Origin of the sequence: Rahnella selenatireducens (assembly GCF_046449555.1) — a bacterium.
In the GTDB taxonomy this organism is placed as follows: Bacteria; Pseudomonadota; Gammaproteobacteria; order Enterobacterales; family Enterobacteriaceae; genus Rahnella; species Rahnella selenatireducens.
The window spans coordinates 67,442-90,397 of record NZ_JBKEZJ010000014.1; the positions used below are offsets into that span (position 1 = coordinate 67,442).

The window sequence follows — 22,956 nt, forward strand, 5'->3', positions numbered from 1 at the left end:
TTTATGCCATCGGAGGCATTTATGCTCAGTATCTTCAAACCCGCGCCCCATAAAGCGCCCGTGGATGAAAACCACGTTGATCCGCTCTACCGCCGTCTCCGCTGGCAGATTTTCATGGGGATCTTCTTCGGCTATGCCGCTTACTATCTGGTTCGTAAAAACTTCGCATTAGCGATGCCCTATCTCATCGATCAGGGTTTTTCGCGGGGTGATTTAGGCTTTGCGTTGTCCGGGATTTCTATCGCCTACGGCATTTCTAAATTCATCATGGGATCGGTTTCTGACCGCTCGAATCCACGCGTATTTCTGCCTGCGGGTTTAATCCTCGCCGCCGCCGTAATGCTGTTTATGGGCTTTGTGCCTTGGGCCACGTCCAGCATCGCCATCATGTTCGTTCTGCTGTTCCTGTGCGGATGGTTTCAGGGCATGGGCTGGCCGCCGTGCGGACGCACGATGGTTCACTGGTGGTCGCAGAAAGAACGTGGCGGCATTGTTTCCGTCTGGAACTGCGCGCATAACGTCGGCGGCGGCATTCCTCCGCTGCTGTTCCTGCTGGGCATGGCCTGGTTTAACGACTGGCACGCGGCGCTGTATATGCCCGCGTTCGGCGCAATCTTGCTGGCCGTTTTCGCGTTCATGACGATGCGCGATACCCCGCAGTCCTGTGGTCTCCCGCCGATTGAAGAATACAAAAACGATTATCCGCCGGACTACGTGAAAGAATCCGCCGAGCAGGAGCTGACGGCAAAACAGATCTTCATGCAGTACATTTTGCCCAACAAGCTGCTGTGGTATATCGCGCTGGCCAACGTGTTTGTTTACCTGCTGCGCTACGGCATTCTGGACTGGTCACCGACTTACCTGAAAGAGGTGAAACATTTCGCGCTGGATAAATCCTCGTGGGCGTATTTCCTGTATGAATATGCCGGTATTCCGGGCACGCTGCTGTGCGGCTGGATGTCGGATAAAGTCTTCAAAGGAAATCGCGGCGCAACCGGCGTGTTCTTTATGGTATTGGTGACGATCGCCACCGTGATTTACTGGCTGAATCCGGTCGGTAATCCGGGTATCGACATGGCCTGTATGATCACCATCGGCTTCCTGATTTATGGCCCGGTCATGCTGATTGGCTTGCATGCGCTGGAACTGGCACCGAAGAAAGCGGCGGGGACGGCGGCGGGCTTTACCGGCCTGTTTGGCTATCTCGGCGGTTCAGTGGCGGCGAGCGCTATCGTCGGCTATACCGTTGATTTCTTCGGCTGGGATGGCGGCTTTATCGTGATGATCGCCGGGTGCGTGCTGGCGGTGCTTCTGCTGGTACTGACGATGCTGAGTGAAAATAAACACAAAGCGCAGCTGGCGAAAAACGCCTGATTCAGGCTGAAAGCATAGAAAACAAAAAGGCACCGGAAGGTGCCTTTTTCAATGACGATTCAGGAAACGATTATTCAGACAAATACATTTTGCGCAGGTAATGCGGCACGGCGTCGTCGGCGTTGGAACCAATGATTTCCGCATCCGGCATTGCCGCTTTCAGACGTGGCAATGAGCCACTCATCAGGCAACCTTTACCCGCCATCGACAGCATTTCCAGGTCATTCAGACCGTCGCCAAACGCGATGCAATCTTTCAAGGTATAACCCATCAGTTTAGACACGTATTCCAGCGCGTGACCTTTCGATACGCCGCCCGCCATCACTTCCAGACAAACCGGCAGTGAGAAGCTGACGTTTACACGATCGCCCCAGCGCGCATTAATGGCTTCTTCGAGTGGCAGCAATTTTTCGTGATCTTCACAGGTGAAATACACTTTGCAGATGCCGTCAGTTTCCAGCAAACCCGGTTCATAAAGTTTGTATTTGAAAACGGATTCACGGAAAAAATCATCCTGATCGGCGCGGTCACGGTTCATGTACCAGTCGTCGTTACGGTAAACGTTGGTCAGGATATCCGGATTGTTGTGCATGATGCCAAACAGGTCTTTGGCAATGTCTTCATCGAGATTATGGGCGAAAATCAGCTCTCCGTCGGTGTTATGCACACGCGCACCGTTTGAGGTGATCATGTACGCGCTGATCTCGAGATTGTCGCGCATCTGCGCAACGTCAATATGGTGACGTCCGGTCGCGAACACGAAATGCACATCGCGCTGGGTCAGCAATTTCAGCGTCTCTTTCGCGAACGGGCTCAGGGTATGGTCAGGTGATAGCAGTGTGCCATCTAAATCGGAAGCAACAACAGGGTACATAGCGTTAGGTTCTAACCTCTGATGGAGTTGTGCGCGGCGAACCGCGGATTAATGCTGTCGCGCAAAAAAGCGCATGATGGCGTCCAGCGCCTGTGCCCGCAGGTCGTCCCGCTCAAACAGGATCTCATGGCGCGCGCCTTCGATGACCAGCGGCTTTCCCCCTTCACAAGGGTGCCCCGCAGCGGCCATGGCCTGACAAAAAGCGAGGTGCGACCGGTTGTCTACCACCCGGTCTTCGCTCGCCTGCAATAAAAGAACAGGGGTCGTGATTTTTTCGGCTTCTTTGAGGATGTGCATGCCCGCCTCAATGCCTTCGCGCACCCAGTGATACGTAGGTCCGCCGACCTGGAGTTCCGGGTAATCCGCATAAAAACGCAGATTACGGCGATATCGCTCGCGGCTGTGCGTCAGCTGATTCACCACAAACGGCAGCGGACGCCAGTGACCGGTACCCAGCGCGTAACCATCACGGCGAACCGGACGATTCTCCGCCCAGTTGAGAATGCGCCGCGAAACCCATCCCGGCATCGGCAGATAGATACCCGTCATCGGCGCTAATAACGCCGCCGCATCGAAGCGCTCAGGATACTTCGCCATAAACAACGCCAGAATTGCCCCCCCCATTGAATGGGCCAGCGCGAACTTTTTCACGTACTGACGTGGCGCGATTTCAAGCTGATAAAAAGTTTCGAAATCGTCAACATAGTCGTCGAAATGCTGAACATGGCCGCAGTGCGGATCTTCGAGCATACGTCCCGAACGCCCCTGACCGCGGTGATCGAGAATCATGACATCGTAACCACAGTGGAATAAGTCGTAAGCCACTTCCGGGTATTTTACGTAGCTTTCAATACGCCCCGGTGACACCACGATGACTTTATCGTGTGAGGGCGAACAGAAACGAACGTAGCGGATCGGGACGTCATCGACGCCGCTAAACTCACCTTCTTCGCGTTGCTGCCAGAAATCGAGCAAAGGCCCGGTCGCAAAGGCGGAGAACTCTTTCTCACGTGTTAACCACTTCGCAATATTTACAGGCATTCAATAATCCAAAGTCGCATGGCGGGGAGGAAGAAAGTGTTATTTGTGAGTTATAGCGCAATTATAGACAATGGCGTATTGTGCCATAAAACAACACAAAACGTATTCAGGGAGTCTCACAATGACCTTGGACTGGTGGTTAACCTACCTGCTCACCACTTCTATTTTAAGTTTGTCCCCGGGTTCCGGCGCGATTAACACCATGAGTACCGGCATCAGCCACGGTTACCGCGGTGCAGTGGCGTCGATTGCCGGTTTACAGCTCGGTTTGTCGATCCACATCGTTCTGGTCGGCATCGGGCTGGGCGCGCTGATTTCGCAATCACTGCTCGCCTTTGAGTTGCTGAAATGGTTTGGTGCCGCCTATCTAATCTGGCTGGGTATCTGCCAGTGGCGTTCTGCCGGTGCGATTGATCTGAACGCACTCGCCAGCAGTATGCCGCGCCGCCGTTTGTTTAAACGCGCCATTCTGGTGAATCTGACCAATCCCAAAAGCATTGTGTTTCTGGCCGCACTATTCCCGCAGTTTATCATTCCGCACCAGCCGCAGGCTGCACAATACGTGGTATTGGGCGTCACCACCGTGGTTGTCGATATCATTGTGATGATCGGTTACGCCACGCTAGCCACGAGAATCGCCGGTTGGGTAAAAGCCCCAAAGCAAATGCAGCTGCTGAACCGGATTTTCGGTTCGCTGTTTATGCTGGTTGGCGTTTTGTTGGCCAGTGCGCGAAAAGTGTAAATCCCTGAAATGCAAAAAGGGTCCGGCAAATCACCGGACCCTTTTTTGTGCAGAGCGTTTTAATCAGCGATTTACGATCAGCGCAATGCCGAAGCCAGCGAAAACCACACCCGCTATGCCGTCGATCCATTTCGCCAAACGCTGATAACCACGGCGCATTTTCGGCAACGCAAACACCATCGCCACTAAAGAGAACCACGCCAGCGTTTCCACCACGATCAGCAGGAAGATACCCAGACGCTCGCCGCCGCTGACGCTGTCACCAACGAACATAGAAAACACGCTGCCGAAGTAAATCACGGCTTTCGGGTTCGAGAGGTTAGTCAGCAGGCCACGCATAAAAGTCCTGCCACGCGCGGGCAGAACCACTGGCGTTTCATCGTCATTCTGCTTTTTAGCCCGTGCAGATTTCAGCAACTGCCAACCCATCCAGCACAGGTACAAGCCACCGCCGACGGTGATAATCTGGTGCAGCCACGCCATTTTTTGCAGAATCAAGTGTAAGCCCATCAGCGCAACCGCCGCCCAGACCAGCACACCCAGCGTAATACCAATCACACCCATCATGGCTTCTTTGCGTGAACGGCTGGCCGCCGTTTGCGAGACAAAGAAGAAGTCCGGCCCCGGACTCATCAGCGCGATCAGATGGACCATCGCAACCGTCAGGAATAGCATCAGCATGATTAACTCTCTGTTTTATGTGTAGGGAACTGAATTCTGTTACTCGTCGCCGTTATCGATATGGTCGCGGATCATCGTCATAAATGGCCGCCCGAATTTCTCGAGCTTACGCTGACCGACGCCGGTAATGTCCAGCAAATCGCTCGGGCTGACTGGCAGATGTTCTGCCATTTCCAGCAGCGTCGTGTCATTAAAGACCACGTACGGCGGCACGTTATTTTCATCCGCCAGCGATTTACGCAGTTTGCGCAATTTGGCAAACAGCTTGTGATCGTAATTTCCGCCATAGGTTTTCTGGCGTGATGTGCTTTTAATTTTCAGCGTCTGAATACGCGGCACCGCCAGTTGCAACGGAATTTCGCCGCGCAATACCGGACGGGCAGATTCGGTCAGTTGTAGCGCCGAATGCATGGCGATGTTCTGAGTAATCAGCCCGAGATGGATCAGCTGGCGTACCACGCTGGTCCAATGCTCGTTGCTGTGCTCTTTACCGATGCCGTAGACGGTCAGTTTTTCGTGCCCGTATTCGCGGATACGCTGGTTGTTCGATCCGCGCAGCACTTCGACCACGTAACCCAAACCAAAGCGTTGCCCGACGCGCGCCACCACCGACAGCGCTTTTTGCGCGTCCAGCAGGCCGTCGTAGCGTTTTGGCGGGTCAAGGCAGACGTCGCAGTTGCCGCAGGCGTTCTGTTTGCCTTCACCAAAATAGTTAAGCAGCACCAGACGGCGGCAGGTTTGTGCCTCGGCAAATGCGTTCATCGCATTCAGTTTGTGGCGTTCCACATCCTGTTGCGCACCGGCCGGTTTTTCTTCCAGACAGCGGCGCAGCCACGCCATATCCGCCGGGTCATACAACAACACCGCTTCGGCAGGCAGACCATCACGTCCTGCTCGCCCGGTTTCCTGATAGTAAGACTCGATGGTGCGCGGAATATCAAAGTGAACCACAAAACGGACGTTCGGTTTGTTGATGCCCATTCCGAATGCGACGGTCGCAACCACAATTTGCAGGTCATCGCGCTGGAAACCTTCCTGCACGCGGGCGCGGGTTTCATTGTCCAGACCGGCGTGATACGCGCCGACGCTCAGCCCTCGACTTTGCAGACGCGCGGCGGTGTCTTCAACTTTGGCGCGGCTGTTGCAATAAATAATGCCGCTTTTACCGCGCTGGTCCTGCACAAAACGGATCAGCTGATCGAGCGGTTTAAACTTTTCCACCAGCGTGTAACGGATGTTCGGGCGATCGAAGCTGCTGACCTGAATCAGCGGATCGTTCAGCTCAAGCAGACGAACAATGTCGTTACGGGTGGCTTCATCGGCGGTCGCGGTCAGCGCGATCACCGGTAATTGCGGGTAGCGCAGCTTCAGCTGGCCGAGCGCGCGATATTCCGGACGGAAATCGTGGCCCCATTGGGAAATACAGTGGGCTTCATCGACGGCCAGCATGGCCGGATTCCACTGTTGCAGTTGTTCGAGGAAGTCGCCCATCATAAGGCGTTCCGGCGCGATATACAGCATTTTGATACGGCCCGTACGGCAACCGGTCATCACTTCCTGCTGTTGCTCGCGGGTTTGCGTGGAGTTCAGGCATCCCGCTTCAACGCCTGCCGCCATCAGCTGATCAACCTGATCTTTCATCAGAGAGATGAGCGGGGAAACGACCAGCGTCAGGCCGTCCATCACCAGCGCAGGGATTTGGTAGCACAGCGATTTACCGCCGCCGGTCGGCATCACAACCAGACAATCCCGGCCAGAAATGGCGGTATTGATGATAGTTTGCTGGCCTGGTCTGAATTGCTGATAGCCGAAGGTATCGCGTAATACCTGATGAGCCAGCTCTTCTTTGTTTATCACTGCCGCCGTAGACACTCAATTCCCCAACTGTTCAAACCACCCGGCTAAACCCTAAAGCCGCCGGGGCTGTACTGCACCGACATAATATACCCTAAATAATTCAGGTTGCAGCCAAAGGGCATGCAACCTGAGTATGACGGATATTACATCATGTCGTTAAGCATGATACCGACACCGACGCGAGTTTGCTTGTGGTTGTAGTCGATTAACGATTCACCGTAACCGCTGAACACCTGCGTGTAGAAGCGAACGTGTTTGCTGATCGGATAGCTCCAGCCCGTAGTCGCGCCGCCGTAGCCGGTGTTCCAGTTGTAGCGGCTTTCGACGCTGAACACGCTGTCACCGAGGGCATAACCGACTTTGAGACGGTAATACCCCATGTATTTGGTGATGTCCGGATTATCGTCATTTTTGTCACTTTCCGGCAGGCGATACCAGGGTTTGACATCGACCTGCCAGTTGCCATGTTGCGCCATAAAGCGCGCATAGACGCGGTTCCAGCTGCGCGAAGTCGGGTCAGAACGCCCGTTGGAATCGTGATTAACGCCGTATTCGGCTTCGCGTAACGTCCAGCCCAGGAAGTCGTAATCCGTCGCCCAGGCCAGGAACAGTTGCGGCTCATAGTTAGTTTCGCGGAACGGTGAAGACTCGCCACGGTTGGAAAGCTGCCAGAACGATTTCTGCGTATAAGACGCGCCGAGCACCGAGTTATCCCCGGCAATACCGCGCCACAGAGGGAATGCCAGGCTCAGCTGGAACTCAACTTCATCGTGCTTGGCATTGTCCGCCCAGTCATAAGACTGAATGGCTTTTTTGTTAATATTGCTGGTGTCGGTATACAGCAAATAGTTTGATTCGTAAGGATAAAGCGTGAACGGGTTGTCGTGATCCTGCAACATACTGGCGATAATACTGCCGCGAACGGCCGGTTTATCATGCACTTCCTGAATGGTGGCCTCAGCCGCATAGCCCAACGCTGGCAACGCCAGAATGGCGGCACCGACAGCCCAATTTTTACGCATTTTTCCTTACCCTCGCCCTAAAATTTTAAAAAGAGTTATTGTTTACTGGCCTGCTACCTGGCCGGTTTCCTGCTGACTTAAGTCCGGAAATCCAAAGCGGAACATTTTACACACAAATACATTTCAACATGACCACTGAATACATTTATCGGTCGCACTCTGGAATTCCCTTTCTCCCGCACCTAAAATCAACATCCCGTTAACTTTTTCGGCGAACATAAGCGTCTTACATTTTCGTCAGGAATCACTCCATGCCTGCTTCATCCCTCAGCCACGAGGCTGCCCTGCAACTGATCGGCGATATTTTCGTTTATGACATGCCGTTTAACCGCGAACTTGGGCTCGAACTGAAACGCCTCGACGTTAATTACGCTGAGCTGAAATTTTCCAATCAGACCAAGCTGGTCGGTAACGCCGCACAAAAAATCTTACACGGTGGCGTGATTGCCGCCGTTCTGGACGTCGCCGCCGGGTTGGTGTGTGTGACCAGTTCTCTGATCCGCCGCGATAAACCCGATCATCCTTTGCTGGAAGCCGAGATGCGCCAGCGTTTATCAAAAATGGGCACCATTGACCTGCGCGTGGATTATCTGCGTCCGGGACGCGGCGAGTTCTTCATCGCCTCCAGCAGCCTGATCCGCGCCGGGAACAAAATTTCGGTAGCACGCGTGGATTTGCACAGCGATACCGGCGTTCATATCGCCACCACTACCGCCACTTACATGGTGGGCTGACGCTAAGCGCGTTGTGCTTTCAGCGCATCAGAAGCGCAATCTGCTGCAATAAATCAGGTAAACTTGCGCTTCTTTTCTCTTTATCTTTTTCAGGCACCCACATGGACGCACACCGTACCCGGCAGGGCATTATTTTTGCCTTTGTTGCCTATCTGATCTGGGGGATCGCTCCGGCGTACTTCAAGCTCATCAAACAGGTTCCTGCGGATGAAATTCTGACGCACCGGGTGATCTGGTCATTCTTCTTCATGCTAGTGCTTCTGTCGGTCAGCCGCAGCTGGAGCGATGTCCATCGGGTGCTCGCACAACCGAAGAAAGTCGGCATGTTACTCATCACCGCGCTGCTTGTCGGTGGGAACTGGCTGATTTTCATCTGGGCCATTAATCACGACCATATTCTGGAAGCCAGCCTGGGCTATTTTATCAACCCGCTGGTCAACGTGGTGCTGGGGATGCTGTTTTTGCGGGAGCGGTTCCGCCGTTTGCAATGGTTTGCCGTGGCGCTGGCCTTCGCCGGTGTTCTGGTGCAAGTCTGGATATTTGGCTCCGTACCTGTTATCGCGATCGGATTGTCACTGACATTCGCGTTCTACGGTTTGCTGCGTAAGAAAATTGGCGTTGATTCCCAGACAGGTATGTTGATTGAAACGCTATGGTTGCTGCCGCTGGCGGCGATTTATCTGTTCTTTATCGCCCACAGCCCGACCAGTAACCTGGCGGCAAATCCGTGGTCGCTGGATTTACTGCTGATGGCTGCCGGGATTATTACCACCATTCCGCTGCTGTTCTTTACCGCCGCTGCGGCGCGCCTGAAGCTTTCAACCTTGGGCTTTTTCCAGTATCTCGGCCCGACGCTGATGTTCCTGCTGGCGGTGGTGTTCTACGGCGAAACCGTTCACCCTTCCCAGCTGATTACGTTCGGCTTTATCTGGGTCGGACTGCTGTGCTTTATCGGCGATGCACTTTACACGCAAGGCCGCTTAAGACGAGGAAGATGCGGACACAGCGCTGCGTGATATAAAACGCGCCATCGCCGGGCCGGTGACGAGGATGGTGATCAGACGCAACGTCTGCATCGCCATCACAAAGCCCAAATCCGCGTGACTTCCCGCTGCAATAATCGCGACGGTGTCCAGCCCTCCGGGGCTGGTCGCCAGATACGCCGTCAGCATATCCACATGCAGTAACTTCGTCAGCACCCACGCCATTCCCCCGCAAATCAGCATCAGGCCGATAATCGACGCAATCATCTGCGGCAATGTGCGCAGCGCCAGTTTGAAGATAGGCCGGGTGAAGCGCAGGCCGACGCTCCAGCCAATCAGCGTGTACGCCATCGCCAGCAGCCATTCGGGTACTTCTAAAGTGACAGTGCCGGTGGAATGCAGCACCGCGCCGACGACGGCCGGAAGCAGAAGTGCGCCGGAAGGAATACGCAAACGCGGCCCGAGCCAGACACCGGCCAGCGCCAGAAAAACGGTGGCGAAGAACCGCCAGGTCAGCGGCGGAAACCAGACAACGGCCGCCGCCAGCGACGCACTGTCGCCCATGCTCACACGTGCCACGAACGCCGCTGCCGTGGCAACGAACAACACCCGTAGATACTGCATGAACGCGACCAGACGAACGTCCGCGCCGAAATCACCGGCCATCGCCACCATTGCGCTGGCACCGCCGGGGGAAGAACCCCACGCGCCGGTCGGCCCCGGTAATTGACTAAACCGCACCAGCAGCCAGCCGGACAACCCGCTGGCCAGCAGCGTCGCCACGAGCACCATCAGCACAAGCGGCCAGTCATTCAGAAGCGGAGGTAAAATTGACGGCGAAAGGCTTTGTGCAATCATGCAGCCCAACACGCCCTGCGAGATTTTGAAGAACAGCGGATGAATGCGCACACTGGCGCCCAGCAACCCCATCAGCACGCCGACAATCATCGGCCCGAGTAACAGCGCGGCCGGAACATGGAATGTTTGAAAAATAATACCGAGAATCAGCGAGGAAACGACGAGGATTATCCACTGGCCCGCCGGAGCCATCCTTTCCATTAACATGGCAGTTGGTCTGTTTTTTAAGAGAATTCAGCGCTCTTTATTAACATATTTTAAACAGGAGAGGGAACCGCAAAGACACAACAAAGATGGAATCCCCCGCCGCGACGAGGCGCAAGAGGGGGATATTTTGTCTGACCGGTTATAGCCAGTTTTTACGTTTGAAGTACAGGTAAGGTGCCAGTCCGGCGAGGATCATCAGGGCAATCGCGCCCGGATAACCGAATGACCATTTCAGTTCCGGCATGAATTCGAAGTTCATTCCGTAGCTGGATGCCACCAGCGTTGGCGGCAGGAAGACGACCGAAACCACCGAGAAGATCTTGATGATGCGGTTCTGTTCGATGTTGATAAAGCCCATCGCCGCCTGCATCAGGAAGTTCACTTTCTGGAACAGAGATTCGTTGTGCGGCAACAGGGATTCGATATCGCGCAACACTTCACGCGCCTGTTCCAGCTGGCCCGCAGGCAGGCGCGCTTTACGCACCAGGAAATTCAGTGCGCGCTGGGTATCCATCAGACACAACCGAACTTTCCAGCCGATATCTTCCAGCTCCGCCAACGTGGAAAGCGCGGCGTCGTATTCGTCGCCCTGATGCCCTTCCATGATCACGCGGCTGAGTTTTTCCAGATCGCTGTAGATATTTTCAATCTCATCCGCCAGCTGTTCGATTTTGGTTTCGAACAAATCCAGCAGCAGTTCATACGCGTTGCCATCGACCAGTTTCTGGTTTCTGGCGCGCATACGGTAGAGACGAAATGCCGGTAATTCGCGCTCACGCAGGGTATATAGACGCCCTTCGCGCACGGTAAAGGCGACGGTACTGTTGCCCGCGTGGTCTTCAGCGTCTTCATAATAGAAAAAGGAGTGAATATGCAGGCCGTCGTCATCTTCAAAGAAACGTGCGGAAGCTTCGATATCGTCCAGTTCAGGCCGCGTGGCCAGGCTTTGCCCTAATTCACATTGAACGCGTTCGCGCTCCTGATCGTCAGGTTCAACCAAATCGACCCACAATGAGGTTTTGAGATCGTCTGACTCGTCCAGCTCTAAACGGGATAAGCGGCTGTTTTCTAATTTAAAAGCACTCAGCATGTGCCCGTTCTCCCAAAAATTACGGAAAGTGGACAACGCGTTGAAGCACAGAAAATCACGAGGTGAGAGATGTCACCGGCGCAATTCAGACCAAATTCAGATCTGACTCACAGCGACAAAACGGGGGTCGCTGACAACCACTAAGGCCATCAGCAAAGAGGAGGGCCTTAGAAGTGGTACCTAATGAACAGGTTATTGAGCCAGTATCTACTGGGTGTGTCCAAGGCGCAGTTCCTCATTGATAATAGTGCGCGCATGTTACGCCGGGAATAAAAAGACTGTCAACCGCCAGTAAATCTATTCTGGCAACATTTATGCATAAATTTCAGGCGTTGTTAGCAACGTTTCCCGGCTTATGCGCAGCCGTTTTTTTGGCTACACTCAGAGACCTGATTTCCCCAAACTTTTCAGATGGCCCTAATGATTAAGCAGATTAACCAAGACACGCTGTGCGACCTGATCACTAAAGCGGCTCACTCGCCAAGACTGCGTCAGAACCTGAATATGCATCCGGCACCGGAAGACGAGGTTCAGCGTTTGGCGATCGCCATGGAACCGGGCACTTACGTGCGTATTCACCGTCATCCGCACACCTGGGAACTGCTGACCGCCCTGCGCGGACGCTTTCTGGTACTGATTTATGATGCCAGCGGAAAAGTGACCGACCGTCTGTGGCTCGGCGCAGAAACCCGTCTGCTGGAAATCCCGGCCAATACCTGGCACAGCGTATTATCGCTTGATGAAGGCGGCGTAATCTTTGAAGTGAAGCACGGTGCATACCAGCCGGTGCTGGAACAGGATTATCTGCCAGGCACTCCACCTGAAGGCGACGAACGCGTAAAAGCGACGCTGGAATGGTATGCGAAAGCGGAAGAAGGCGAGATTTTTGCCCTTTGATTCTTTGCTCCTCCCCCTGCGAAGGGGGAGGCTGGGAGGGGGTTTTACCTATAAAACAATGAATTATACGCGATTAAACTTTGGTTTTTGACCTTAATACCCCACCCCAACCCTCCCCTTCGCAGGGGAGGGAGTTAAAAATCAGACTGGCTCGAGTTTCGCGTAGGCCGCAACAAGCCACTTGATCCCTTCTCCCGGGAACGCGACTTGCAGACGGCTGTGTTCGCCGCTGCCTTCCATATTGACGATGGTGCCTTCACCGAATTTAGGGTGATTAACGCGCTGGCCGAGTTTGAAACCGGTGTCACTGACGTTGGTCGGCGTGCCCATGCTGCGGTTGCTCATCGGGCGTGAAACATTGGCGCGGAGCCGCACTTCTTCGACACAATCTTCCGGCAACTCGCCGACAAAACGTGAAGGCCGGTGCGACACTTCTTTGCCATACAGACGGCGGGTTTCCGCATACGTCAGCGTCAGTTTTTGCATCGCGCGGGTCACGCCCACATACGCCAGACGACGCTCCTCTTCCAGACGCCCGCCCTCTTCCAGCGACATCTGACTCGGGAACATGCCTTCTTCCATGCCGACGATAAAGACCTGCGGAAACTCCAGCCCTTTGGCCGAGTGAAGCGTCATCAGCTGCACCGCATCCTGATTCGCATCCGCCTGTCCTTCGCCCGCTTCGAGCGCGGCGTGGGACAAAAATGCCTGCAACGGCATCAGGTCTTCGTCTTCATCCTGATAGCTGAACTGGCGCGTTGCCGTCACCAGTTCCTCTAAGTTTTCGATTCGTGCCTGACCTTTTTCGCCTTTTTCCTGCTCATACATGATGAACAGGCCGGAATCTTTGATCACGCGGTCGGTCTGTACGTGCAGCGGCATATCCGCAGTTTCATGCGCCAGCGCGTCCACCAGTTCGGTAAAACGTTGCAGCGAGGAAGCCGCACGGCCCGCGAGCACTTTGTCCTGCAACAGTGCGCGCGTCGCCTGCCACATGGTCATCTGACGGTCGCGCGCGGTCTGGCGAACCACATCCAGAGTACGATCGCCGATGCCACGCGTTGGCGTATTCACCACACGTTCAAACGCGGCATCGTCATTGCGATTGGACATCAGACGCAGATACGCCAGCGCATCTTTGATTTCCTGACGATCGAAGAATCGCTGGCCGCCGTAAATGCGGTAAGGCATCGCCATCTGCAATAATGCTTCTTCCAGCACGCGCGACTGGGCGTTGCTGCGGTATAAAATGGCGCAATCTTTCAGCACGTTGCCGTTGTCCTGCCAGGTTTTAATCCGGCTGACCACAAAGCGCGACTCATCAAGTTCGTTGAACGCGCAGTACAGCGAAATCGGCTCGCCCGCGCCGTCTTCGGTCCACAGGTTTTTCCCCATACGACCGTTGTTATTCTCAATCAGCGAGTTAGCGGCTTTCAGAATGGTGCTGGTGGAGCGGTAGTTTTGTTCAAGGCGGATAGTTTCCGCATTCGGGAAATCTTTCAGGAAGCGCTGGATGTTTTCGACCTGTGCGCCGCGCCAGCCGTAGATCGACTGGTCATCGTCGCCGACAATCATCACGTTATTGTTGTCGCCCGCCAGCAGACGGATCCACGCATACTGAATGCTGTTGGTGTCCTGGAATTCGTCCACCATCAGGTTGGTGAAACGTTCGCGGTAGTGCTGGAGGATATGCGGCTTGTTCAGCCACAACTCGTGAGCGCGCAACAGCAATTCGGCGAAATCCACCAGCCCGGCACGGTCACAGGCCTCCTGATATGCCTGATAAATACGTAACCATGTCGCTTCAATGGGATTGTTATAAGTTTCAACATGCTGCGGCCGCAGGCCTTCGTCTTTTTTGCCGTTGATGTACCACATCGCCTGACGCGGCGGCCATTGTTTCTCGTCGATATTCAGCGCCTTGATCAGGCGCTTAATCAGGCGCATCTGATCGTCGCTGTCTAAAATCTGGAAATCTTGCGGCAGGTTGGCGTCGAGATGGTGCGCACGTAACAAACGGTGCGCCAGCCCGTGGAAAGTCCCGATCCACATACCGCCCTGACTGGTGCCGATCAGCTGATCAATACGGTGGCGCATTTCCGCTGCGGCTTTGTTGGTAAACGTCACCGCCATGATGGAGTACGGCGAGCAATTTTCTACCGCCAGGAGCCACGCAATGCGATGCACCAGCACGCGGGTTTTACCACTGCCTGCCCCGGCCAGCACCAACAGATTGCTGCGCGGCGCGGCCACGGCTTCACGTTGTTTTTCATTCAGGCTGTCGAGCAGGTCAGAAACGTCCATAGGCACCGTTTGTCAGGATGAGAAAACATTCACGGGGTCTGTGCCGCCGTGAACGCATTTCTACTGTGAATTTATACAGAGTAATTTAAGAAGGGATTATAGCAATGCTGTCAGCGATGCCAACTGCGAAATCTCAATATGCGGTAACAGACGGGCATCCTGAATGTGCATCAGGTCGCCTTCGCGCAGATTAATCCAGCATGACTGCATTCCGCAACGCACGGAACCGGCGACGTCGGTAGTCAGATCGTCACCCACGTGGAGAATTTGCTCCAGCGGTAAATCCAGTTTCATCGCCGCCTTTTTATACATGTCGGCATAAGGCTTGGCGCGGCCATGATCGCCGGCGCGTAACGTGAACTGGAAATACTGCGCCAGACCGCAGGCGTGCGGATCGGCATTACCGTTGGTGATCGCCACCAGAGGCCAGCGTTCTGCCAGAGCCGCCAGCGCATCGTGGTTTTCCTGCGGAACATAAATACGGCTGCGCCATAAAGCGAAGGTTTCCATGGCAGCTTTCGTGCCCTGTTTTGCATAGCTTTCACCGAGACCCGCGCGGGTCATGGCAAGATGTACGGCCTGACGACGCCATTCCGTCACATCGTGATAAATCTCCGCGTCTTCGGCCAGCAGTTCGTTACGCATATCGCGGATAGCGCCCGGCGCCATATCCGCCAGCGCCGGATGGTAACCCTGAATAAATTTCAGGGTTTCAGAATCGGTACGGCGGATGACGTCATAATTGTCGTACAGCGTGTCGTCTAAATCGAAAGTGATCGCTTCAATGCGTTTCAGCGGACGATAGAACTTCATCAGGATTTTCCTCGTTTTGCGCGGGGATGCGCGGCGTCGTAAACCGTCGCCAGATGTTGAAAGTCGAGGTGGGTATAGATTTGCGTGGTGGACAGGTTGGCGTGGCCCAGTAATTCCTGTACTGCGCGCAAATCACCGCTGGATTCCAGCACGTGCGTCGCAAAAGAGTGACGCAGTTTATGCGGGTGAATATGGCTGTTCACGCCTTGTTTCACGCCCCACTCGGCAAAGCGTTTTTGTACGTTGCGGGCGGAAATCCGGTTGCCCTGGCTCGACAGAAACATCGCGTCGTCCTTCGGGCCAAACAGGGCACGTCTTTCCAGCCAGTGTTCCAGCCAGGTCACCGCCGTTCGCCCGATAGGCACTTTACGCTCTTTGCTGCCTTTCCCCAGAACACGCACTTCGCCTGAAGCCATATCAATATGCTTGCAGTCGATGCCCACCAGTTCGGATAAACGCAGCCCGCCGCCGTACATCACTTCCAGCATCGCGCGGTCACGCACGGAAAGTGGATCGTCGAGATCGATTTCCAGCAGTTTATTCACTTCATCGACGTCGAGATTTTTCGGCAGATGTTTTGGAGAACGAGGGGTGGAAATCCCTTTGGCAGGATTGGCGCTTAACACGCCCTGACGCACCAGCCAGTCGAGAAAACTGCGCAGCGAAGACATGCGCAAGGCCAGACTGGATGCGCCGAGACCAGCGCGTTTACTGCGTGCCAGCAACATGCGCACTTTCGGCGCATCAAGCTGTTGCCAGTGAGCAATACCCATCTCGCCAGCAATCACGATCAGGGCGTCTAACTGGCGGCTGTAATTGGTGGTCGTTAACGGACTGAGCTGACGCTCGACGTGCAAATAACGCAGAAACGCCTCGACTGCGGGATACAGAGGCGATTCAGACGGGCTCATACCCGTTCAATCCAACGTTCCAGCAGGCCGGGTAACATTTTGGCGAGCTGGTCGAGTAATACGGTGCCCATTCCCGGCTGATAGTGCTGCGGGTCGCGGCTGCTGAAAATCAGCACGCCCAGTTCGCCTTGCTCGCCCATGAGCGATAAGGCAACGGAACCGACGGCTTTGGCCTGCGGCAGCAATAACAAAAGTTCAGGGCCATTCAGGCCACCGAGATAATGCGGGGTTTCGCCCAGACGCTGAATGCGCATGGATTCAAAAGCGCTACGGCTGACGGCAAGGTGGGTGAAATCAGACGGCGCGCCGATGCGCCAGCCCTCGCTGAACAGACGGACGTTCGCACCGGCCAGCCCCAGGCTGCGCGCCCAGCGTTGCAGTCGGTTGAGCATATCCTGCAAACTGCTGGCGGCGGCCAGCGTGGCCTGAAGTTCTATCATGCGTCCGAACAACGATTCGTTGATCGACGCCTGTTCCATCAGCAACGTAATTTCTTCTTCAAGCTGAGCAATCTGATGACGCTGACGTCCGAGCTGCCACTCCACCAGCGAAGTGCTGCCTTTTACCGGGTGCGGAACATGCATCTGTTCAACGCTGCGGGCATTGCGGATAAAGAAATCCGGGTTTTGCAGCAGGTATTGCATGACGCTGTCATCGTCGAGCGCAATCACCGGTTCAATCTGGTCATCAAGATTGTTCATAGATGAATAAATCCGTCGTAAACATGAGTGGCTGGTCCGGTCATATACAGCGGATGACCCGGCCCTTTCCAGCGAATATCGAGGCTGCCTCCCGGCAGTTCCACCTGAACTTCTTCTGCAAGTAAACCTTGCTGAATTCCTACAGCAACTGCCGCACAGGCACCGCTTCCGCATGCCTGTGTTTCGCCTGCTCCGCGCTCAAAAACGCGAAGTTTGACGCTTTCCGGACTGACAATCTGCATGAACCCGACGTTCACGCGCTCAGGAAAACGCTCGTGGTTTTCCAGCACCGGGCCGAGAATTTCGACTTCGGCAGTCAGAACATCCTCAACCTGCAATACGCAGTGCGGGTTTCCCATCGACACGACGCCGCAAAATACTGTGCGCTCTTCCGCACGCAGAATATAGGTCTTTTCCGGTTTTGCTGCACGAAAAGGAACCTGCTGCGGTTCGAAAACCGGCTCACCCATATTGACCTGAACTTCTTCATCTTCCGTGACAGTCAGCGTCATACGGCCCGTCTGCGTACTAACGCGAATGTCCCGTTTGTTCGTCAGGCCTTTAATGCGGACAAAGCGGGCAAAACAGCGCGCACCGTTACCACATTGCGCTACTTCGCTGCCATCCGCGTTGAAAATACGGTAATGGAAGTCTAATTCGGGATCGTAAGGAGGCTCTACCACCAGCAGCTGGTCAAAACCCACGCCACGGTGACGATCGGACAAACGACGGATCAACTCAGGAGAGAAATAGACATTTTGAGTGACGGCGTCAACGACCATAAAATCGTTGCCCAGGCCGTGCATTTTGGAGAACTGCATAACTGACTCCGTTTACCGCTGGTCAAATCCAGTCGCGATGATCCCTTCATGATACGAACCGGCACAAAGCCGCCGGTACGCCGACACAAAGTGTTGATTAATCTCTGGAGTTCGTCGTGAGATCTTCGGGTGAAACACCTTTCTGCTGCGAAGAACCGTCGTTAGCAGTACCCGGTACATTGCTGGTTTTTTGCTTTGTGGCTTTTTCCGGTGGTGGGAAATACAGCGGCCCTTTCAGCCCGCAACCGGAGAGAGCAAATAATATCGTCGCGGCCAGTGACCAGCGTAAAACGTTTTTCATTTTATGAATGCCTGTAATTCATGCGACCAAGCTCTCTATCATCGCAGGTGGATCATGAAAAGCAACAGGAATCGATAAAACCCGCAGGCACATTTTTGGGATTTAAAGGGAAAGAAAGCCGGATATTCTGCCGCGAGTCCGCCAGAGGAACACTTTTTCTAATGCAGCTGGAATTGCTGTTTCAGGCGGGAGGGTTCCGCGTCGCTTTCCGGGATAACGGCGCAGGTCGCAGATAACGCGTTGCTGCGAAATGGGATCACCTGGATACGGTCATCAAGCGTCACAATCTGATAGAACTGCGGCAGGTTGAAGTTGATGAAGCTCGAGCCGTAGGTGAAGCGGTCATGTGATGAAGAATAGAAGCGGCTGACGTCGCGCACCAGATCTTCTTTACTGCCTTCGCAGTGGTGATACACCTCGACGCGGTTCGATTCATCCAGAATATAGATGTTAAAGCCGATATCGTCGGCGCTGTCTTCGAAGAAGAACTGAATGATCCCTTCGCTCGCATAACCGTCAATGACCGCGGGCAGATGCGCCTGATCGGTCTGCAATTTCACCGACAAACCGTGCAGTTTGTTATTGGAAATGGCTCCGTAAAACTCGACGGCATTTTCCAGTTTCTGCACGGAAACGCTCAGACGCTCGAAGAACAGTCCCCAGGTCTGGCCGGAAACGCGTACCGCCTTGAAACGACCCGGTTCCAGACGTTTGCTCGACAGGCGCAGTTCAATACATTCCGATACCAGTTGCTGAATGCGCGTGCGGATAAGCCCGCGCAAATGCTGGCTGTAGCAGAACACTTCCACCGATTCCGGCGGCGCGGCGTCCTGATGCATTTTGCCCAGAATAGTTTTCAGCGCTTCCAGCACCGCCTGCTCACCGCTGAAATGCAGTGTACGCACTTCATTCCACGAGTTGCGGTAAAGCAAATCAATGCTGCCGACCATGCATTCCTGATTCTGACCGAAGCTGAAAACGTCCAGTTTACGGAAATCAAAATGAACCACCTGATTGCGGAATGCGGCAGTCGGATCGTGTTCGAGGTTAACGATAATCGCCAGATGGCGGATTTCGCACGGGCTGTACAACGCTTTTGGCGTCGGAGCCGGTAACCGCAGCGGGAAACTGTGGGACACATCCGCCACCAGCTCGCGCAGTTTGGCGATGTCGCACAGACTGCCACTTTTAATGTGCAGGCGCGTGGTCGATGTCAGCAGGCCGTTGAAATATGCCCACGCCACCAGTTTATTCAGGTAACGGTTATATTCCAGCGGCTGATGGCTGACGATAGATTCCATCGACGGCGACTGGTTATACAGGTACCAGCCGGTGCGGTTCGCACGGCCAATCGGCACATGAATAAAGGTTAAATCGTTTTCGGACAGGTCAGGGGAAATCTGCGGATTCACCAGCGTGACCTTGCCTGGCAGCGCTTCGAATGCGGCGTACAACTTACGGGTCAGCACGCCAATATCCTGCGGGCTGGCGCTGACGCTTAAATTGTTGCGACGGGCAAAGCGGATCAGGTTGCGATAGCTTTGCATCATGGCATCGAGCAGTTCGTTATGCGCTTCGCGCACGCGCTCGATTTTCCAGTTCGCCCGGTTATCCAGGATCGCCAGACGCTCTTCATCCCAGCCCCATTCCGCCACAAGCTGGCTGAGAATTTCGCGACGCCAGCCCACCGACGCACGTGCGCGGGACAGCTTTTCGCAGACTTTTAAATAGAAGCAGCGGCGGACTAAATCGAGGCGGGTAAAATCTTCAATCTGGGTGAGGTAACGGGTCACGCGGTCGAGCATCATACAATAGGAATCAAGACCGAAGCAGACGATCTCCCCCTGATGCAGGCGCTGTTTAATATCCATCGCCAGCAATTGTGTTTTCGGGTATTCCCACGAGTAGGTTTCCAGCAGCAGCGTTTTCAGCACAGCTTTGTACGGCGAATCAATACTTTTATAAAGCTGCCAGAGGCTCGCGCCGAAATACTCTTCTGCCGACAGCGTACTGAGGCCACCGAGATCAAGCCATTCGTTAGGCGTCAGCGCGCCCTGCGCATAAAGAGAAAGAACATATTCATCGTAATGCCCTTCTTCTTCGCCAGGCACCATATTCCACAGAATACGTTTACCGGCCAGACGGACTGCCGTACGGTAGAATTCATCGAGCAATAAAATGTGCTGCGTTGAACCGCAGTCTTCGCCGCCCAGACTGCCGCTTTCATTGTGGCGGAAGCGGTTTTCATCAATCAGGAAGAAACTGACTTCAACGCCCAGCGACGCGGCCCATTTTTCTAACAGGCTGCATTTTTGCTGTAAGCGGTTACGTTCTTCGTTATCGAGCCAGGACTGGTGGCATACCCAGATATCGAGATCTGAGCTTTGGCTCTGACCTATAGAGGAAGTGCTGCCCATCGAATACACGCCGGTGATCGGCAATTCGCCTTTCGCCAGAGGTTCGAGTGCGCTTCCCCATTTATCTTCGAGGTCATTTAAATAGGTGTTTTGGGATTCATCAGGCGTGAAAATGCAGATACCGTGCGGAACCTTACCTTCAAGGTATCCCGGCATCAGAGGGTGATGTTGATGTAGAAAGACAGGAAGCAGCTGATAGACCTGTTGAAACGCAGGGCCCATTGCTGCCAGTGCGCGATCGACGCGTAACTGGTTGATCGCATCCAATCTTTGCTTCAATGTCTCGATGTAGAGGTACAAGACGTTTCGCCTGATTATACAGTGTCTGGAAATAACCCCGTTCCAAATCCGTCATTTATCGTGATGCTTATGCTTTGAACAACCGCGATTGTGCAAATAGTTGACGAATAATTGCTGGAAACGTGATCAATTTAACACCTTGCTGATTGACCGTAAAGAAAGTAACGCACCACAATTACTCTTCCGCTTCTCTGGATTTTACCGCCTGTTCCTGAATGGAACAAATGACCTTCATCATCGTTAACCCTCTTTTACGAATGCCTTCTTACGCTGACAGCTTTCTATTGTCAGTGGTAGGATGGTCGCAGAGACAGTTAAACGGTAACAAACATGTTAGACAAAATCATTCGAATTGCCACCCGGCAGAGCCCTCTGGCTTTGTGGCAGGCACAATATGTTCAAACCCGGCTGATGGCCTGTCACCCCGGTTTACAGGTGGAACTGGTCCCAATGGTGACGAAGGGAGATATCATTTTAGATACCCCTCTGGCCAAAGTGGGCGGCAAGGGTTTGTTCGTTAAAGAACTTGAACTTGCCATGCTGGACGGGCGTGCAGATATCGCCGTGCATTCCATGAAAGATGTACCGGTTGAATTCCCCGAAGGGCTGGGTCTGGTCACTATTTGTGAACGCGAAGATCCACGGGATGCCTTCGTCTCCAATCATTACGCCAGTCTGGCCGACTTACCGCACGGCAGCATCGTCGGAACGTCCAGCCTGCGCCGCCAGTGCCAGCTGCGTCAGAAACGTCCTGACCTGCAAATCCGCGATTTACGCGGGAACGTCGGCACACGTTTATCCAAACTTGATAACGGCGAATACGATGCCATTATTCTGGCCGTTGCCGGGCTGAAACGTCTGGGTCTGGAAGACCGTATCCGCGCCGCCCTGACGCCGGAAGAATGTCTGCCCGCCGTCGGACAAGGCGCTGTCGGTATCGAATGTCGCCTTGATGACCAGGTAACACGGGATTTACTCGCGCCGCTGGCGCACCGCGAAACCACGCTGCGCGTGCAGGCCGAACGCGCCATGAATATGCGCCTTGAAGGCGGATGTCAGGTGCCTATCGGCAGCTACGCCGAGCTGGAAGGCAATGAACTGTGGCTCCGTGCTCTGGTTGGCGCACCGGACGGCAGCCAGATGGTGTGCGGAGAACGTCGCGGCCCTTCTGAAAATGCCGAAAGCATGGGTGTTGATCTGGCCGAAGAGCTTCTGGCCAACGGTGCCCGTGAAATTCTGCATGAGGTCTATCAGGGGAACTCCCCTAAATGACCATTCTGGTCACCCGCCCCTCTCCGGGAGGAGAAGCACTGGTCAGCCGGTTGCGTACTTTAGGCCGGGTGGCTTTCCATTCCCCGCTGATTGAATTTGCACCGGGGAACCATCTCGCAATGTTGCCGAACCTGCTATCCTCATTAAATCAGCAGGATCTGGTGTTTGTACTCTCACAACATGCCGTGAATTACGCCGATCGCGCAATACGTCAGGCTGCGGTTCGCTGGCCGGACGACCTCAATTATTACGCGATTGGCCGAACCACCGGCCTGCTGTTTCACCGGGTCAGTAGCCTGCCAGTACTTTATCCGCAGGACGGTGAAACCAGCGAAATGCTGCTCAATCTTCCGACGCTGCGTCGCCTCGAAGGCAAAAAAGCGCTGATATTGCGCGGTAACGGCGGGCGTGAATTGCTGGCAGAAACGCTGAATGAACGGGGCGTCGACGTGACGTATTGCGAATGCTATCAGCGCAGCCCGATTCACTACGATGCCAGCGAGCAAAGCGCCCAATGGCAACGTGCCGGTATTGACACGCTGGTGGTCACCAGCGGAGAAATGTTGCAACAGCTGTACCAGTTAGTTCCTGATTACTACCGAAATTCATGGTTACTGCGCTGTAATCTGGTGGTGGTCAGCGAACGTTTGGCAACCCTTGCCCGCCAGCTTGGCTGGAGCGCCATTCGGGTTGCCGATAATGCAGATAATGATGCGCTGATCCGCGCATTACAACTACCTGACTAAGGGATGTGCC

At 54.3% G+C, this 22,956-nt stretch carries 21 protein-coding genes; 7 read left to right on the forward strand and 14 right to left on the reverse strand.

Annotated elements, in window-relative coordinates:
* Window positions 1–21: 21 nt before the first annotated feature.
* Entirely contained in the window at window positions 22–1,374 is a 1,353-nt protein-coding gene (gene glpT, locus ACLBVC_RS20195; protein WP_195825729.1) for a glycerol-3-phosphate transporter, read from the forward strand.
* 70 nt (window positions 1,375–1,444) lie between these two features.
* On the opposite strand, the gene yigL is transcribed toward glpT, so the two are convergent.
* Window positions 1,445–2,248 (reverse strand): sugar/pyridoxal phosphate phosphatase YigL, encoded by an 804-nt coding sequence (gene yigL, locus ACLBVC_RS20200; protein ID WP_195816062.1) that lies wholly within the window; start codon window positions 2,246–2,248, stop codon window positions 1,445–1,447.
* 48 nt (window positions 2,249–2,296) lie between these two features.
* The gene (pldB, locus tag ACLBVC_RS20205; RefSeq protein WP_410151119.1) at window positions 2,297–3,289 is read right to left on the reverse strand and encodes a lysophospholipase L2; all 993 of its coding nucleotides are present in this window, start codon (window positions 3,287–3,289) and stop codon (window positions 2,297–2,299) included.
* Window positions 3,290–3,410: 121 nt separating this feature from the next.
* On the opposite strand from pldB, the gene rhtB reads away from it, so the two are divergent.
* Window positions 3,411–4,031, forward strand: a complete 621-nt coding sequence (gene rhtB / locus ACLBVC_RS20210; protein WP_101079436.1) for a homoserine/homoserine lactone efflux protein — start codon at window positions 3,411–3,413, stop codon at window positions 4,029–4,031.
* Window positions 4,032–4,094: 63 nt separating this feature from the next.
* On the opposite strand, the gene rhtC is transcribed toward rhtB, so the two are convergent.
* The 3 genes from rhtC to pldA all read right to left on the reverse strand — a co-directional run bounded on the left by rhtC (window position 4,095) and on the right by pldA (window position 7,591).
* Window positions 4,095–4,712: a threonine export protein RhtC gene (gene rhtC, locus ACLBVC_RS20215; protein ID WP_410151120.1), complete on the reverse strand. Its 618-nt coding sequence runs from the start codon at window positions 4,710–4,712 to the stop codon at window positions 4,095–4,097.
* A gap of 39 nt (window positions 4,713–4,751) precedes the next feature.
* On the reverse strand, window positions 4,752–6,584 hold the full coding sequence (recQ, locus tag ACLBVC_RS20220) for an ATP-dependent DNA helicase RecQ (RefSeq protein ID WP_410151121.1): 1,833 nt from the start codon (window positions 6,582–6,584) through the stop codon (window positions 4,752–4,754).
* A gap of 128 nt (window positions 6,585–6,712) precedes the next feature.
* Complete coding sequence (gene pldA / locus ACLBVC_RS20225) at window positions 6,713–7,591, reverse strand: phospholipase A (protein ID WP_410151122.1); 879 nt, start codon at window positions 7,589–7,591, stop codon at window positions 6,713–6,715.
* Between the two features lie 251 nt (window positions 7,592–7,842).
* Here pldA and ACLBVC_RS20230 point away from each other — a divergent pair, with 251 nt between their 5' ends.
* Together ACLBVC_RS20230 and rarD are read left to right on the forward strand one after the other, a co-directional pair.
* Window positions 7,843–8,325 (forward strand): thioesterase family protein, encoded by a 483-nt coding sequence (locus tag ACLBVC_RS20230; RefSeq protein ID WP_410151123.1) that lies wholly within the window; start codon window positions 7,843–7,845, stop codon window positions 8,323–8,325.
* A 101-nt stretch (window positions 8,326–8,426) separates the two neighbouring features.
* Window positions 8,427–9,341, forward strand: coding sequence for an EamA family transporter RarD (rarD, locus tag ACLBVC_RS20235; protein ID WP_410151124.1), 915 nt, complete (start codon window positions 8,427–8,429; stop codon window positions 9,339–9,341).
* Here rarD and ACLBVC_RS20240 read toward each other — a convergent pair.
* Both ACLBVC_RS20240 and corA read right to left on the reverse strand, forming a co-directional pair.
* Window positions 9,306–10,373, reverse strand: a complete 1,068-nt coding sequence (locus ACLBVC_RS20240; protein WP_410151125.1) for an AbrB family transcriptional regulator — start codon at window positions 10,371–10,373, stop codon at window positions 9,306–9,308. The genes rarD and ACLBVC_RS20240 overlap by 36 nt on opposite strands.
* 139 nt (window positions 10,374–10,512) lie before the next feature.
* The gene (gene corA / locus ACLBVC_RS20245) at window positions 10,513–11,463 is read right to left on the reverse strand and encodes a magnesium/cobalt transporter CorA (RefSeq protein WP_410151126.1); all 951 of its coding nucleotides are present in this window, start codon (window positions 11,461–11,463) and stop codon (window positions 10,513–10,515) included.
* Between the two features lie 420 nt (window positions 11,464–11,883).
* On the opposite strand from corA, the gene ACLBVC_RS20250 reads away from it, so the two are divergent.
* The gene (locus ACLBVC_RS20250) at window positions 11,884–12,360 is read left to right on the forward strand and encodes a WbuC family cupin fold metalloprotein (protein ID WP_410151127.1); all 477 of its coding nucleotides are present in this window, start codon (window positions 11,884–11,886) and stop codon (window positions 12,358–12,360) included.
* A gap of 141 nt (window positions 12,361–12,501) precedes the next feature.
* On the opposite strand, the gene uvrD is transcribed toward ACLBVC_RS20250, so the two are convergent.
* The 7 genes from uvrD to ACLBVC_RS20285 all read right to left on the reverse strand — a co-directional run bounded on the left by uvrD (window position 12,502) and on the right by ACLBVC_RS20285 (window position 20,928).
* Complete coding sequence (gene uvrD / locus ACLBVC_RS20255) at window positions 12,502–14,664, reverse strand: DNA helicase II (RefSeq protein ID WP_410151128.1); 2,163 nt, start codon at window positions 14,662–14,664, stop codon at window positions 12,502–12,504.
* Window positions 14,665–14,760: 96 nt separating this feature from the next.
* A complete protein-coding gene (yigB, locus tag ACLBVC_RS20260; protein ID WP_410151129.1) occupies window positions 14,761–15,477 on the reverse strand; it encodes a 5-amino-6-(5-phospho-D-ribitylamino)uracil phosphatase YigB in 717 nt (238 codons plus the stop codon).
* A complete protein-coding gene (gene xerC / locus ACLBVC_RS20265; protein WP_410151130.1) occupies window positions 15,477–16,388 on the reverse strand; it encodes a tyrosine recombinase XerC in 912 nt (303 codons plus the stop codon). Before xerC ends, yigB begins: the two co-directional genes overlap by 1 nt.
* Complete coding sequence (locus ACLBVC_RS20270) at window positions 16,385–17,089, reverse strand: DUF484 domain-containing protein (RefSeq protein WP_101079448.1); 705 nt, start codon at window positions 17,087–17,089, stop codon at window positions 16,385–16,387. Before ACLBVC_RS20270 ends, xerC begins: the two co-directional genes overlap by 4 nt.
* A complete protein-coding gene (dapF, locus tag ACLBVC_RS20275; protein WP_410151131.1) occupies window positions 17,086–17,910 on the reverse strand; it encodes a diaminopimelate epimerase in 825 nt (274 codons plus the stop codon). Before dapF ends, ACLBVC_RS20270 begins: the two co-directional genes overlap by 4 nt.
* Before the next feature lie 97 nt (window positions 17,911–18,007).
* On the reverse strand, window positions 18,008–18,211 hold the full coding sequence (lptM, locus tag ACLBVC_RS20280) for an LPS translocon maturation chaperone LptM (RefSeq protein WP_152324774.1): 204 nt from the start codon (window positions 18,209–18,211) through the stop codon (window positions 18,008–18,010).
* A gap of 158 nt (window positions 18,212–18,369) precedes the next feature.
* Window positions 18,370–20,928, reverse strand: a complete 2,559-nt coding sequence (locus tag ACLBVC_RS20285) for a class I adenylate cyclase (protein WP_195825718.1) — start codon at window positions 20,926–20,928, stop codon at window positions 18,370–18,372.
* A gap of 330 nt (window positions 20,929–21,258) precedes the next feature.
* Here ACLBVC_RS20285 and hemC point away from each other — a divergent pair, with 330 nt between their 5' ends.
* Together hemC and hemD are read left to right on the forward strand one after the other, a co-directional pair.
* Window positions 21,259–22,200 (forward strand): hydroxymethylbilane synthase, encoded by a 942-nt coding sequence (hemC, locus tag ACLBVC_RS20290; protein WP_410151132.1) that lies wholly within the window; start codon window positions 21,259–21,261, stop codon window positions 22,198–22,200.
* Window positions 22,197–22,946, forward strand: a complete 750-nt coding sequence (hemD, locus tag ACLBVC_RS20295; RefSeq protein ID WP_410151133.1) for a uroporphyrinogen-III synthase — start codon at window positions 22,197–22,199, stop codon at window positions 22,944–22,946. The genes hemC and hemD overlap by 4 nt, the downstream gene beginning before the upstream one ends.
* Window positions 22,947–22,956 lie beyond the last annotated feature (10 nt).